The following is a 14,048-nucleotide window of genomic DNA, read 5'->3' on the forward strand; positions in this document are numbered from 1 at the left end:
GCAATCGGCGCGCGGTGGTGCCACTGCCGACCTCCCTGGCTTCCCCGGACAATGGGCACATTCCAATCTGAGGTCGCAGGTCACGGACCTGGCCTGAGCGGCGGGTGGGGTGCCCGACCGGCGTTAGCTCCCGCGCAAGCGTGCGGTGGACTTCACTGTCCACCGCAACGGCGACGCCGGGTCACCTCTGCGTGGTTATTGACCAGAGGACCGGACGCCTCGCCCAGCAGGAGACGGTGCTGTCCCGTCTGAGATCACCCGAGAGACCATGACGGGGAACGCGGCCCTGCCTCTCGGCGGACACGCCTGCATCAGCGACCATCCGATGCCGCCAGGACCGGCGACTGCACACCCTAGGGGCAATGAGTCGTTCAGGCCCCGGGGTCACAAGCCCGAACCGGGCTCCACGAGGAAGGTAATGGGCGCCGAACCGGCGGAAGTGTCGGGGCAGCCGACTGACGACATGGGGAACTCAGACTCAAGATGGCCGTTGACAGCCGACGAGGGAAGAGGGAAGTCGGTTCGGGGTGGGGTCGCCGGTCGGGTGGAGGTTTTCCGGTCGAAGTTGAAACGGCTGGTCGAGCGGGGCTGGTTGACGGAGACGGGATCAGGACTCTCTGCCGCACGGAGCCGGGGCTCCGGCGGGGGCCGGCTCGTCCAGCCGGTGCAGGACGGCTTCGTGTAGGCGGCCCCAGACTCCGGTCAAAAAGGGTCTCGCGTTCGTCGGTCTTGGCCCCGGCCAGGGCGAAGGCGATGGGCAGCCCTGAAGGGTGCAGACCAGGTGCAGACGCAGACCCCAGAAGAAGCGGCTGTGTCTGGCGCAGCAGCCGTATTCGGCTCAACCTGCCAGGTCGGAGCGTTTGACGGTCTCGCGGGAGCGGCCGCATTCCACCGGGGGAGTCCACGACCCATACGTCGTCGCTCCACACCGAGGTGGTGGCCAGGATCCGGTTGCCGCTTCGCATCGGACCGGCGGCCTTGCGCAGCCGCTTGTTGTAGCCGGGCTGCTGGGGCAGGTAGGGGGAGAGGTGGCGCAGGTGGGCACGGGCATGGCGGAGCCATTTGGCCTCGGAGGTGTAGCCGAGTATGGCCTGCATCGTGGCGAGGGTGACCAGTTCGGCATCGCTCAGGCGGGGCGTAATGCCGACCGGCGGGCGCCACGGCGCCAGGTCGGGATGCTCCTTCAGCATGTCGTCGGTCGTTGCATAGAGTGCTGTCGCGAGGGTGTCCGTCGTTCGTCGCAAAACGACCTTGGACACCCTCATTCTCGTCTCCGCAGGCACCCCTTGGACCACACCACCGGGAGGAAACCAGTGTCATACCCGCGACTGCTCACCCCCGAGGAGAAGCTCGCCGACGCGAAGAAGCTGTTGAGCCTCCCGCGTATCGTCGTGATCTGCGGCTCCACCCGCTTCATGACCGAGATGACCGAGGCCGATCTGCGGGAGACCAAAGCCGGAAAGATTGTCGTCAAACCGGGCTGTGACATGAAGTCGCCGCACGAACTGTGGTCCGATCCTGTCGAGGCCGAGGCCGAGGCGCTGAAGGTTCGACTCGACGATCTGCACCGGGCGAAGATCCGGCTCGCTGATGAGGTGCTCGTGGTCGGCGACTACATCGGAGAGAGCACCCGAGCCGAAATCGCCTACGCCCGGTCGCTGGGCAAGCCCGTGCGGTTCACGCACCCCGAAGTCGACCCTGACGCCTGACCGCCCGCTGCCACCGCGACAACCACGGTCGGCAGCCCGCCGCCTGACCGTCTCGCGGTGGCTTCGGCCGCCGCCCGCCCCACACCCTCCGCAGGCATCCCTTGGAATTGATCATCTAGGACAAGACGTCGTCACCCGGGCTGCTTCCGAGCTGATGATGTCCTGGCGCACGCTCGCGGAGCCCGAGAAACATCACCGACCGGTACGTCTCCGGTGACGATGTCTACGACGAGTCACCCACCTGCTGTGGAACGTCGCCCGACCCGGCCCGACGGCTGGTGCGACGACGGCCGCGGGCCCCTCGCCCAGGGCCAGGCCGAGACCACCGGGCAATCGGCGACTGCGCCACCGACGAGGCGGGCACCGGCCGCTGATCGACATCTGCGGGCCGACGCGCACCGCGCCCTGCGGACCGGGTGCGGGTGTCCGGTTCAGGTCACCGGTTCGGGTGCAGGACGACCTTGGTGTAGCCCTCGACGCGCTTGTCGAACTTGTCGTACGCCGATGGCGCCTCGTCGAGCGACAGCTCGTGCGAGACAACGAAGCCGGGCCGTGCGCGCCCCTCGATGATCATGTCGCGCAGCTGCCGGTTGTAGCGCTTCACGTTGCACTGGCCGGTGCCCAGGCGCAGTCCCTTTTCGAAGAGCCTGCCGATGGCCACCAGTAGCTTGCCCTGCTTGGCCTGCTCGTCCGGCCCGCCGGGGTCGGACGGAACGTACAGGCCCGGAATGCCGAGCGCTCCCGTCGGCCGCACCGTCTCGACGAGCGAGTTCAGGACGGTTGCCGGCTCCTCACGGTCCTCGCCGCGTGCCTGGGCCTGGTAGCCCACCGCGTCGATGCCCTTGTCGGTGCCTTCTCCCTCCGTCTGGTCCTTGATCTGCTCCACCGGATTGCCGTCGGCGAAGTTGACCGGGATCGCGCCGATCTCCTCGGCCTTCTGCAGCCGCTCGGCCACCCGGTCGACGACGAACACCTTCCTGGCGCCGCGCAGCAGGGCGGAGTAGGCGGCCATCAGGCCGACCGGCCCGCCGCCGTACACCGCGACGCTCTCGCCGGGACGGACGTCGGCCAGCTCGTTGCCGTGGTAGCCCGTCGGGAAGATGTCGGCGAGCAGGACGAAGTCGCTCTCGTTGGCATCACCCTCGGGGAGTTTCAGGCAGTTGAAGTCGGCGTACGGCACCCGTACGTACTCGGCCTGGCCTCCGGTGAACGGTCCCATCGCGACGTAGCCGTACGCACCGCCCGCGAACCCGGGGTTCACGGTCACGCAGAAGCCCGTGAAGCCGGCCGTGCAGTTCTTGCAGAACCCGCAGGCGACGTTGAAGGGCATGACCACCCGGTCGCCGCGCTTGAGCGACGACACTCCGTCCCCGGTCTCCTCGATGATCCCGAGGTTCTCGTGGCCGAAGACGATGCCCGGCTCGGCCGCGGTGCGGCCTTCGTACATGTGCAGGTCGGAGCCGCAGATCGCGGTGGACGTCACTCGGACGATCACGTCGTTCGGGTGCTGGAGTCCGGGCTTCTCCACTTGCTCGACCGCGACTTCGAACGGTCCCTTGTAGACGACGGCCTTCATGCTGACGCACCTCCACGCGGTAGTGCTGCTGTCGTGCCCTCGTGTTTTTGTGCTCTATCTCATGATCCGTCCGTTGTGTGCCATCGGACAAGTTGACTACTGTCGTCCATATATATGTCTGTGGAAGTGAGAGAGCGCGAACAGTGATGCGACGCCTCGGGACCCTGCTCGTCTCCGTGTCCGGACTGTCCGGCACCACCTATCCGCCCGGCACCACCGTGTCGATCAGCGGTCGGGGGTCGGCGGTCGACGGTTTTGTCAACGGGGACTGGCTTCCCCTTGCCTGGTGGGAGTTCTCCGAGGGGCGTACCGAGGACGCACCCGAAGCCTGAGCGGCCCCTCCGCCTCCCGGCCCTGGGCGCCAGGCGCCGACTCACCCGATTGGTACGTCGGCGGATGCCGCTCGCGCCCGCGCTCCCGACGATCGGAACATGCCGGTCCCTACGAAGGCACGTCTCGTCGGTGAACTCTCGGCCGAGTTCGCCGGCACCATGATCCTCATTCTGTTCGGATGCGGTGTCGTCGCGCAGGTCGTCGCCGGCGGTGCGCTGACCGACGGTGGTCTGGGTGACCACGACAGCATCGCGTGGGCCTGGGGCCTCGGCGTCGTCCTCGGCGTCCACGTGGCGGCGCGGGTCAGCGGCGCCCACATCAACCCCGCGGTCACCCTCGCGCTCGCGGCCTTCAAGGGCTTCCCGTGGAGCAAGGTCCTGCCGTATGCACTGGCCCAGACGGCGGGCGCCTTCGTCGCCGCCCTGCTGGTGCGCTGGAACTACAGCGAGGTGCTGGCGAGGGCCGACCCCGGACACACCGACAAGACGGAGATCGTCTTCTCCACCCTGCCGGGCAACGGCGGGCTACCGATCAGCCAGCTGGGGGCCTTCCGCGACCAGATCATCGGCACGGCCCTGCTTGTGCTGCTGATCTTCGCGGTCACCGACCTGCTGAACACCCCGCCGGGCGCGAACATGGCTCCGTTCATCATCGGCCTGATCGTCGTCGCCATCGGCATGGCATGGGGAACCAACGCCGGCTACGCGATCAACCCGGCCCGCGACCTCGGGCCCCGGCTGGCGGCGTTCCTCACGGGCTACGGAGGCGCCTGGCGTGACCAGTACGGCGACCTCTACTTCTGGGTGCCGATCGTCGGCCCCCTGATCGGCGGCCTGGTCGGTGCGCTGCTCTACCGCCTGTTGATCACCCCCTTCCTGCCGGCCGCCGAGGCCGAGCAGAAGCCCGGCCGGGTGCCCGCGCCGGACGAGTGAGAGGTACGACCATGCCCGAATTCGTTGGCGCGGTGGACCAAGGCACCACCAGCACCCGGTTCATGATCTTCGACCACGACGGCAACGAGGTCGCACGCCACCAGCTCGAGCACGAGCAGATCTTCCCGCGCTCCGGCTGGGTGGAGCACGACCCTGTGGAGATCTGGGAACGTACGAACTCCACGATGCAGAACGCCGTCCGCCAGAGCGACCTGTCCGCCGCGGACCTGGCGGCCATCGGGATCACCAACCAGCGGGAGACCACGGTCATCTGGGATCCCAGCACCGGTGAGCCGTACTACAACGCGATCGTCTGGCAGGACACCCGTACCGACTCGATCGCCGCGGCGCTGGAGCGGGAAAACGGCGACCTCATCCGGCGCAGGACGGGGCTGCCGCCGGCGACGTACTTCTCCGGCGGAAAGATCAAGTGGATCCTGGACAACGTCGACGGGGTCCGGGAGGCCGCCGAGAAGGGCCGGGCCGTCTTCGGGAACACGGACGCCTGGGTGCTGTGGAACCTCACCGGCGGCCCGAACGGCGGCATCCACGCCACCGACGTCACCAACGCCAGCCGCACCATGCTGATGAACCTGGAGACCCTCGACTGGGACGACGAGCTCCTCGATATCTTCGGCATCCCGCGCGCCATGCTCCCGGCCATCAACCCGTCCTCGCACCAGGAGGCGTTCGGGACCACCCGCACCAGCCGTCCGCTGCGCACCGCCGTACCCATCACGGGCGTCCTCGGGGACCAGCAGGCGGCCACGGTCGGCCAGGTCTGCTTCCGCCCGGGCGAGGCGAAGAACACCTACGGCACCGGCAACTTCCTGGTCCTCAACACGGGCACGGAGATCGTCCGGTCCAGCAAGGGCCTGCTGACCACGCTGGCGTACCAGTTCGGGGATGCCCCGGCGGTGTACGCGCTGGAGGGGTCCATGGCGGTCACCGGGTCCGCCGTGCAGTGGCTGCGCGACCAGATGCGGATCATCTCCTCCTCCTCCGAGGTCGAGACACTGGCCCGGCAGGTGGAGGACAGCGGCGGCATCTACTTCGTACCGGCCTTCTCCGGCCTGTTCGCGCCGTACTGGCGTTCCGACGCCCGGGGCGCGATCGTCGGCCTCGCGAGATTCCACACCAACGCACACCTCGCCCGGGCGACCCTGGAGGCCATCTGCTACCAGAGCCGCGACGTGGCCGATGCGATGGAGCAGGACTCCGGGGTGGCACTCGACGTGCTGCGGGTCGACGGCGGCGTCACCGCCAACGACCTGTGCATGCAGACCCAGGCCGACATCCTCGGCGTACCGGTCAGCCGCCCGGTCGTCGCCGAGACCACCGCGCTCGGCGCCGCCTACGCGGCGGGGCTCGCCACCGGCTTCTGGGAGAGCACCGACGAGCTCCGCCTGCACTGGCACGAGTCGAAGCGGTGGGAGCCGCAATGGAGCGACGAGCAGCGGGAGAAGGGCTACGCGGGATGGAAGAAGGCGGTGGAACGCAGTCTCGACTGGGTGGAGGTCGAGTAGCAGGGCGGCGGGCTCTTGCGTGTTCCGCTACTCCAATGGGTAGGAGACCGTACCGGTGCGTTGTTGAATCTTGGGAGAGAACAAGCATGGCCAGTCTGATGAACCGGATCAGGGCGTTCGGGCGCAGCCCGGAGGGACGCCGGCTGGTGGCTCAGGGCAAGCGGATGGCGTCCGACCCGAGGACGAGGAGCGAGGCCAAGCGGCTGTTCGGCAGGCTGCGCAAGCGGCCGCCGAACTGAACCAGGGCGCCGCGGGCGAGCAGCTTGTCCTGAGCGAGGACACAGTCGTCCCGGCGGTGTGAAGGGTCTTCGCAGGTGAGAGCCTGTGGGGGCCCTTTTCGTGTGGGCCGGTTCCGGTCTTCGAGGTTGAGCGTGCCGCTCATCGGCGCCTTTACTCGGAGGCCGGCGAAGATGCCGCTCGCGCCTGTCGGAAAAGCGGGCGCGCACCCTTGACGCGCGATCTCTGACTGCGTAGACCATTGACCGCGCGGTCATGTAACTGACCTCGAAGGATTCCCGTGTTCGGCCAGAGGAGACTCCATGACACGAGTGGTAGGACGGGGCGGGAGCCCTGCTGCGCCGCGCAGCGCCGATGTCGCCCAACTGGCCGGCGTCTCACGTAAGACCGTGTCGAGGGTTCTCAACAACGAGCCCTACGTCTCCGACGACGTTCGAAGACGCGTCATCGAAGCCGCCGAGGAACTCGGCTACCGGCTCAACAACGCGGCACGAACACTGGCTTCCGGACGAACATGTTCCATCGGTGTGGTCGCGCTGGGGACGGCCGGGTACGGAACCGCCTCGCTGCTCGTGGCCATTGAGAAGGCCGTGCGGGGCTCCGGTTACGCGCTCCGAGTGGTCAACACACTGGACGGTGAACCGGACGATATCGCCGCCGCTGTGGACTCCCTCCTGGAGCAGGGAGTGGACGGCATCATCGTCTCCGAACCCATCGTCGAAGGAGAGGTGCCCGTCCGCGTCGACGTGCCGGTCCTCTTCCTCGGCGCGCCACCGGCCTTCGGCGGCTCTCGAGCGGTGACAGCAGGGGTCGGAGCCGATCTGCTGGCGCGGGCCGCCACGGACCACCTGCTCGAACTGGGGCACCAGACCGTCCACCACCTTGCCGGACCGCTGCGCTGGTACGCCGCCAGGGACCGCGTCGAGGGATGGCGCACAGCTCTGGCGGCACGCGGCAGGCACCAACCTCCCCTCCTCGAAGGTGACTGGTCGGCCGCGTCCGGTTACCTGGCGGGCCGCGAACTGGCCGCTGACCCCGAGGTGACCGCGGTCTTCGTCTCGGGCGACGACATGGCAATCGGCTTGATCCACGCCCTGACAGAAGCCGGCCGACGCGTGCCCCACGATGTCAGTGTCATCGGCTTCGACGGCAACCCCGTCTTCGCCTACGTCACCCCACCCCTGACCACTGTGCGCCAGCCGTTCGACGCAGCAGCCAGGGAAGGACTCAAGCGTCTCATCCACGCCATCGAAGAGCCCGACACCGAAGGGCCATCGTCGAGTGACCTACCGGTCGAACTCGTCGTCCGAGCCTCGACCGCACCCCCACCGACGTCCTCCTCAGCCGGACCGCGCGCTTCGTCGTCACGTTCTCACTCATCGCAACGGTCGTCGGCCTGATCGCAGCTACCCGAGACTCCCACGCAGGAGATCAAGGACCCCCGGCAAGAGAAGACCGGCATACCCAGAAGAGCCCGCTCGGCACGTCATGGGTTTGTCACCAGAACAGCAGGCGCGCCCGCCTCCCACATCTCCCGGAAAGGCCGCCCCACCTTGCCTCGATCCCGACGTAGCTTCGTCGCCACCTCCGGCGCGGCTACGGCCGCAGCCGCCCTCGGCGCAGCGACTCCCTCGTCTGCGTCCGCTTCCGCCGACGGCGTGTCAACGACGTCTTCGACCGCGGCTGACGCCGATCTCATGCGGCTTCCCGACATGCCCCTGCACGACCCGTTCATCGTCGCCGACAAGAAGACCGCGACCTACTACCTCTACACGTCCAACGCCCCATCGGTATCGGGTGTGGACGGCATCGGCACGATGGTCTACCGCAGCCGCGACCTGCGCGACTGGATGCGCCCCGTCGTGGTCTTCCGGACCGCCGACCAGGAGGAACTCTGGGCAACCCGCGGTGCGTGGGCGCCGGAGGTGCACGAGTGGGGCGGCAAATACTACCTGTTCACCACTCTGCACAACCAGGACAAGCCGCTTCCGATACCACCACCCAACCAATGGGGCACGCCGTTCCCTGTCGGGAACTACATGCGCGGCACGATCATCGCTGTCTCCGACTCGCTGCTGGGTCCCTTCACCGTCATCGACCGGTCACGCCCCACCCCGCCCGAGAACCTCATGACCCTCGACGGCACGCTCTACGTCGACCCGTCCGGGCAGCCCTGGATGGTGTACGCGCACGAGTGGCTGCAGACCATCGACGGAACCATGGGAGCGATCCGGCTGACTCCGGACCTGTCGGGAACCGTCGGCGATCCGGCCTACCTGTTCAAGGCCTCGGACGCGTTCTGGATCAGCGAGCAGATCCCCGGCGGCGTACCGCATCAGCTCCCGCCCTACGTCACCGACGGCCCGCAGCTGTACCGCACCCCTGACAAATCCCTGATCATGCTGTGGTCGACGTACGAAAAGAACGTGGCCAACCCGGACGGCACCATCGGTGGCCTCTATGTGCAGACCTACGCAGTCTCGAAGTCCGGCGACATCAAGGGGCCGTGGAGTCAGCGACGGACGCTCGTCCGGAACGACAGCGGTCACGGCATGCTGTTCCACACCTTCGACGGCCGGCTGATGATGGTGCTCCACCGCCCCTTCAACAACGCGCGCGGGAAGCTGTACGAGATGCAGCTCCTCGGCCACGAGCTTCGGGTGCTCCGCCAGCGCACCGATCTCGACGGCGGCGGGTGACGCTTTCCGTGTGACCGCCGGCTGTCGGCGGACCCGAACACCAGGCATGTCGCATGCGATGTTCGACCAGAACAGGCTTCAAGCGTGGGCGGGGGCTCAGCTCTCCTGGATCACGGACAGGACGTTGCCCGCCGGGTCCGTGAACCAGGCGATCGCCATCGGGCCCTCGGGGTCCCGGACGATGCCTTTGGCGTCGGCCCCGAACTCCGGGTAGCGCTCCATGCTCACGCCGCGCTGTGTCAGCCCGTCGACGGCGGTCTCGATGTCGTCCACGGGGAAGTTCAGGATCGTGAAGCTCGCGGGTGTGTGGTTGTCCTTGGGGTAGACAAAGACGCTCGCGCCGCTGCCCAGCTTGATCGTGAGCATCCTCATGTCGCCCTGCCCGCTCTCCTCCACCTGGAGGCCGAGGGTCTCGCCGTAGAACTGGCGGGCCTTGCCGAGGTCGTCGACCGAGAAGCCGCTGAACGCCTTCGACTGTCCGAACATGCCGTTGTCTCCTTCGCGTGTTCCGTCCCGGATTTCCGAGGCCACCCCCAGCGGACCACCACCAGGTCACCCGCCTCGCGGGCTCGCGTCCGGATGGTCGCCGCGCGTCACCCTCAGGGACCGGTCAGCAGCCGGCGTTCGTGATCGGTGAGCTCCTCCCGGCAGACGTGTCGCCGGGTCGGCCTTCAGCAGCAAGAGCGGGGGATGTGCTCCTCCCGATGCCACCAGAAGCGTTCGTGGGCCGGTTGTTGGGGCACGTCGGGCAGGGTGGCGTTGCGGACGGCCCTCCCACTCTGCTTCGTCGCCGTCGCTGTCGCCGTCAGGTCCGCGACCGTGTGTGGAACACCGCCGACGACGACCTGGCGCACGGCAGCCGCGGCCGCGATGTCCGTCGTCGGGTCGCCCTCGACCAGGACGAGGTCGGCGAGCTTGCCGGGCTCGATGGTGCCGAGCTGGTCGGACAGGCCCAGGGTGCGGGCTCCTTGGACGGTGGCGGAGCGCAGTGCCTCGTACGGGCTGACGCCGTGGCGGACCATGGTCTGCAGGTTGAGGTGGTAGTAGACGCCGGGCGGGACGAGCGGGCTGTCGGTGCCGACGGCGACGTGGGCGCCCTGTTCGACCAGGCGGCGGACGGTCGTGCCGTGCCGGGCGACGAAGGCGAGTTCGGCGGTCGGCTCGTCGGCGAGCGCCGCCTCGATTCCCTCGCGTAGCTCCGCGTACTCGGCGGTGGTGAGCAGGGAGGTCAACCGGGTGTCGTCCAGGGCCCACTCGGCGTGGCGGTAGAGGGCGGACCGGACGGCGGACAGGCCGAGACCGGACAGCCCGAAGGTGGGCGTGAACGCCATGCCGCTCGCGGCCAGCGGGCCGGTGACGTCCTGGTAGCTGTGGCCGAGGTGGGTCTCCTTCTGGCGGCGGCCGTAGCGGCTGGTGCCGCCGATGTGCTCGACGCCGTCGGCGCCCAGGCCGAGCGGGCCGAACAGGTAGTGGGACGTGGTCCGCAGGCCGAGTCGGTGGGCGGCCCGCACCGCCTTGTGCTGCAGGGGATAGGGCAGCCGGACGTACGTCTTGACCATGTCGTGGCCGAGGGCGCGGGCCTTGCCGATCTCGCGGCGCAGCTGCTCGTCGTCGGTGACCGGGCGGCCCGAGGAGTAGTAGATGCGGGAGCCGTCGACGAGGTCGCCGGCGGTGAAGACGCGGGGGCCGGTGCGGCGGCCGGAGGTGAGGGCCTCCTTGGCCTCGACGGCCGCGTAGTGGGCGGTGCCGGGGGAGCGCAGGGCGGTGACGCCGAAGGAGAGCCACAGGCGCATGAGTTCGTTGCGCTCCCAAGGGCCGTGCTCGTGGACGGCGACGAAGCCGGGCAGCACCGTCAGGCCGTGGGCGTCGACGACCTTGTCGCCGGACCGGACGGGACGCTCGCCGCGCGGGGTGACGGCGGTGATGCGGTGGCCGTCGAGGACGATGTCGACGTCGCGCCGCAGGTCGGGGCCGGTGCCGTCCCAGAGGGCTCCGGCCTGGATGACCGTACGGCCGGTGGGCAGAGCCGGGCGCCAGGAGAGCCGGAGCGGGACGGCTGAGGTCTTTCCGCTCGGCGTGGTGAGGCGAAGGCGGCCGTCGGAGAGGTAGAGCAGGGTGGCGGAGTCGCCGCTCCAACTGGGCGCGTCGGCGGTCTCGGCGCCCACCCGGCGGGCGGGGCCGGTCGTACGGCCGTCGGCGTCGAGGTCGCTGATGTGCAGGGTGCCGTTGGCGATGTACGCCGTCCTGGTGCCGTCGGGAGAGTGGACGGGGCCCGCGTCGATGCGGTTGGCGAGGGAGCCGCCGGGGAGGGGCTCGCTGTAGTGGGACTCGCCGGTGGCGAGGTCGACGGTGAGGATCTGGTTGTGGCCTTCGCGGTAGCGCGGGGTGACGGGGACGAGGACGGCGGCGGCCAGGCGTGTGCCGTCGGCGGTGAAGGTGGGGCGGCCGGGGGCGTTCAGCGGGCCGGCCACCTTGCGGACGGCGCCGGTGGCGAGTTCCAGGGTGCAGAGGGTGGCGCCCTCGGAGACGAAGGCGACGGTGGTGCCGTCCGGGCTGACGGTGGGCGCGGCGGCGGACAGGGTGGCGTCGGTGAGGCGGCGCTTGGCGCGGGTGGCGAGGTCGTACCGCCACAGCGCGATGCCGCCGTCGCGGTCACTGACGTACACGAGGCCCTGGCCGTCCGGGAACCAGGCCGGGTCGGTGTTGCGGTGACCGTCGTCGACGACCGCCTCGGGGGCCTTGCCGCGGCGCATGATCCACAGGTCGCCGAGGGCGCCGAAGGCGACGCTGCCGTCGTCCGGGGAGAGCGCGGGACCGACGATGCCTTTCACCTGGCGGCCGCCGGCGTCGTCGAAGTCTCGGGCGGAGGCGGGGCGTTCGGCGACCCTGGGCACGGTGACGCGGGCGCTGAACGGGATGTCCTCGACCCTGCCTTGGAGCGTACGACGGCGAAGGCGGCCGTCGGCGGTGTAGAGGAGCTCGTCCGGACCGGCCCAGCGGGCGGCGAAGGGGAACACGTCCTCGCCGTCGTCGGACACTCTCTCGCCGTCGACGACGAGCGCGGCGGAGGTGGTGGTGAGGTGGACGTAGGCGAGCCGGCTGCCGTCGGGCGAGAGGGAGGGCCCGGCGAGGCGGCCCTCGGTGACCTTGGCGAGGGTGGTGCGGGTGCCGTCGGCGCTGACCTGGTCGACGGTCTGTGGGGCGTCGTTGGTACCGGTGGTGAAGGCGATCGCCGTGCCGTCGGGCGTCCAGCAGGGCTGGGCCTCCTGGGCGGTGCCGGTGGTCCAGACGGTGGCATCGCCGCTGTCGACGTCGATGACATGGATCGCGTACCGGCTGTCGTACTCGGCGGCGCAGGCTATGCGGGTGCCGTCCGGCGAGAAGCGCGGCTCGCGGTGGTCGGTGTCACCGGAGGTGAGCTGCTTCCGCCCGGTGCCGTCGGCGTTCATCAGCCAGAGGTGGAAGGCGCCGTCGGTGTAGGCCTGGTAGACGATCCGGCGGCCGTCCGGCGAGAAGTCCGGCTCGCTCGCCTCCTCCTCGATACCGGTGAGCCGCACCGCGTCACCGCCTTCGGCGGGCAGCGTCCACAACACGTTCAACAGGTCCAGGACGACGGTCCGGCCGTCCGGGGTCAGCGAGGCGGAGGCGTTGGTCACCTCCGTGACGGTCACCTCGACGGCATGCGCGCCCGCCTGGCCGGCCACGTCCGGGGAGGCCCAGCCCGGCGTCGCGTGACTGCCCAACACCCCTGCCCCCGCGGCGAGTCCGGCTCCACGCTTGATGAGCGCACGACGTGTCAGTCCCACTGGTCCACACCTCTCAGCAGATTTGAGTGCACCCTACACATGGCGGCGAGCTCACGGAACAGTCCATTCCGCTCTGTTCGTGACCTGCAAACTGCTGTTAACACACGGGAGTTGACGGCTTTCTCCTGCCCGTGTCACCGACGCCGGGCGGGTCTTGGCGGTGTGTCAGCCCCGGTGCGTCAGCGCAGCAGGAGTTGCACGATCGCGATGACGCCGACGGCGACGATGACGGCGCGGAGCGCGGTGGGCGGGAGGCGGCGGCCGACCTTGGCGCCGATCTGCCCGCCGAGGGCGGAGCCGACGGCGATCAGCAGGACCGCCGTCCAGTCGAACTCGGCGACGAAGAGGAAGAAGCAGGCGGCGACGCCGTTGACGACGGCTCCGAGGATGTTCTTGACCGCGTTGACGCGTTGCAGGTCCTCGTCGAGGAGCAGGCCCATCAGGGAGAGGTACAGGACCCCTTGGGCGGCGCCGAAGTAGCCGCCGTACCCGCTCGCGAGGAGCAGTCCGGCCAGGAGGGCGGGTCCGCCGTGCGGGCGGGAGGTGGTGCCGTTCTTGTCGCGGCGGCGTCGTACGGCTCTGGCTAGGCGTGGCTGGAGCAGTACGAGGATGAGCGCGAGGGCGATCAGTACGGGGACGATCGTGTCGAAGGCCTCGGAGGGCAGGGCGAGCAGCAGGATGGCGCCGCCGAGTCCGCCGATGAGAGCGGTGAGACCGAGGACGAGCGCGCGGCGGCCCTGCCCGCGCAGTTCGGCGCGGTAGCCGATGGCTCCGCTGATGGAGCCGGGGACGAGGCCGAGGGCGTTGGAGACGTTGGCGGTGATCGGCGGCAGCCCGGTGGCGAGCAGCACCGGGAAGGTGATCAGGGTGCCGGAGCCGACGATGGTGTTGATCGTGCCCGCTCCGATGCCGGCTGCGAGGACGGCCAGTGCTTCCCAGATGGACAACGCCATCTCCTTACGTGATCAGTGTGTCGCCTCCCCGCCGCGCGGTAGCCGGTCGAGGGGCTCGCGTTGATCATGCACGATCAACGATGGGCTCAGCGTGTGCTCCCAGCATGTGGGCGCCGTCCAGAGACACCGACCCGCAGAGCTGGTCACAGCGGTCCTACCTTTCAAGGGTGGTTGCTCTGGTCATTCGTAAGATCAGAGGGCCCAGGGGTTCTGGGTATGGCTGTCATGGCGGCGCCGTTGGCAAGGCTCAAAGGACTTGGCCACCCGGAACCCCGCG

Annotated in this window: 11 protein-coding genes and 1 pseudogene; 7 read left to right on the forward strand and 5 right to left on the reverse strand. The window is 69.1% G+C overall.

Annotated elements, in window-relative coordinates; all coding sequences use genetic code 11:
- Positions 1-701: 701 nt before the first annotated feature.
- Positions 702-1,265, reverse strand: a pseudogene (locus G6048_RS50000) (IS982 family transposase); the annotation flags it as partial.
- Positions 1,266-1,313: 48 nt separating this feature from the next.
- On the opposite strand from G6048_RS50000, the gene G6048_RS28240 reads away from it, so the two are divergent.
- Positions 1,314-1,709, forward strand: coding sequence for a hypothetical protein (locus G6048_RS28240; protein WP_165342411.1), 396 nt, complete (start codon positions 1,314-1,316; stop codon positions 1,707-1,709).
- Between the two features lie 436 nt (positions 1,710-2,145).
- Here the strand turns inward: G6048_RS28240 and G6048_RS28245 are convergent, their stop codons facing one another.
- Positions 2,146-3,285 (reverse strand): glutathione-independent formaldehyde dehydrogenase, encoded by a 1,140-nt coding sequence (locus G6048_RS28245; RefSeq protein WP_165342412.1) that lies wholly within the window; start codon positions 3,283-3,285, stop codon positions 2,146-2,148.
- Between the two features lie 146 nt (positions 3,286-3,431).
- On the opposite strand from G6048_RS28245, the gene G6048_RS28250 reads away from it, so the two are divergent.
- The 6 genes from G6048_RS28250 (at position 3,432) to G6048_RS28275 (ending at position 9,012) form a co-directional block, all read left to right on the forward strand.
- A complete protein-coding gene (locus G6048_RS28250) occupies positions 3,432-3,617 on the forward strand; it encodes a hypothetical protein (RefSeq protein WP_165342413.1) in 186 nt (61 codons plus the stop codon).
- A gap of 99 nt (positions 3,618-3,716) precedes the next feature.
- Entirely contained in the window at positions 3,717-4,550 is an 834-nt protein-coding gene (locus G6048_RS28255; RefSeq protein ID WP_165342414.1) for an MIP/aquaporin family protein, read from the forward strand.
- Positions 4,551-4,561: 11 nt separating this feature from the next.
- Positions 4,562-6,076: a glycerol kinase GlpK gene (gene glpK / locus G6048_RS28260; protein WP_165342415.1), complete on the forward strand. Its 1,515-nt coding sequence runs from the start codon at positions 4,562-4,564 to the stop codon at positions 6,074-6,076.
- 86 nt (positions 6,077-6,162) lie between these two features.
- Positions 6,163-6,315, forward strand: coding sequence for a hypothetical protein (locus tag G6048_RS28265; protein ID WP_165342416.1), 153 nt, complete (start codon positions 6,163-6,165; stop codon positions 6,313-6,315).
- Between the two features lie 300 nt (positions 6,316-6,615).
- Positions 6,616-7,713: a LacI family DNA-binding transcriptional regulator gene (locus G6048_RS28270; RefSeq protein ID WP_165342417.1), complete on the forward strand. Its 1,098-nt coding sequence runs from the start codon at positions 6,616-6,618 to the stop codon at positions 7,711-7,713.
- A gap of 297 nt (positions 7,714-8,010) precedes the next feature.
- The gene (locus G6048_RS28275; protein ID WP_165342418.1) at positions 8,011-9,012 is read left to right on the forward strand and encodes a glycoside hydrolase family 43 protein; all 1,002 of its coding nucleotides are present in this window, start codon (positions 8,011-8,013) and stop codon (positions 9,010-9,012) included.
- A gap of 96 nt (positions 9,013-9,108) precedes the next feature.
- Here the strand turns inward: G6048_RS28275 and G6048_RS28280 are convergent, their stop codons facing one another.
- The 3 genes from G6048_RS28280 to G6048_RS28290 all read right to left on the reverse strand — a co-directional run bounded on the left by G6048_RS28280 (position 9,109) and on the right by G6048_RS28290 (position 13,771).
- Positions 9,109-9,498, reverse strand: a complete 390-nt coding sequence (locus tag G6048_RS28280) for a VOC family protein (protein ID WP_165342419.1) — start codon at positions 9,496-9,498, stop codon at positions 9,109-9,111.
- A 185-nt stretch (positions 9,499-9,683) separates the two neighbouring features.
- Positions 9,684-12,818, reverse strand: coding sequence for an amidohydrolase family protein (locus G6048_RS51085; protein ID WP_165342420.1), 3,135 nt, complete (start codon positions 12,816-12,818; stop codon positions 9,684-9,686).
- Positions 12,819-12,997: 179 nt separating this feature from the next.
- The gene (locus G6048_RS28290; protein WP_165342421.1) at positions 12,998-13,771 is read right to left on the reverse strand and encodes a sulfite exporter TauE/SafE family protein; all 774 of its coding nucleotides are present in this window, start codon (positions 13,769-13,771) and stop codon (positions 12,998-13,000) included.
- Between the last annotated feature and the right edge of the window lie 277 nt (positions 13,772-14,048).

Origin of the sequence: Streptomyces ureilyticus, from assembly GCF_011045025.1 — a bacterium.
GTDB classification, from domain to species: Bacteria; Actinomycetota; Actinomycetes; order Streptomycetales; family Streptomycetaceae; genus Streptomyces; species Streptomyces ureilyticus.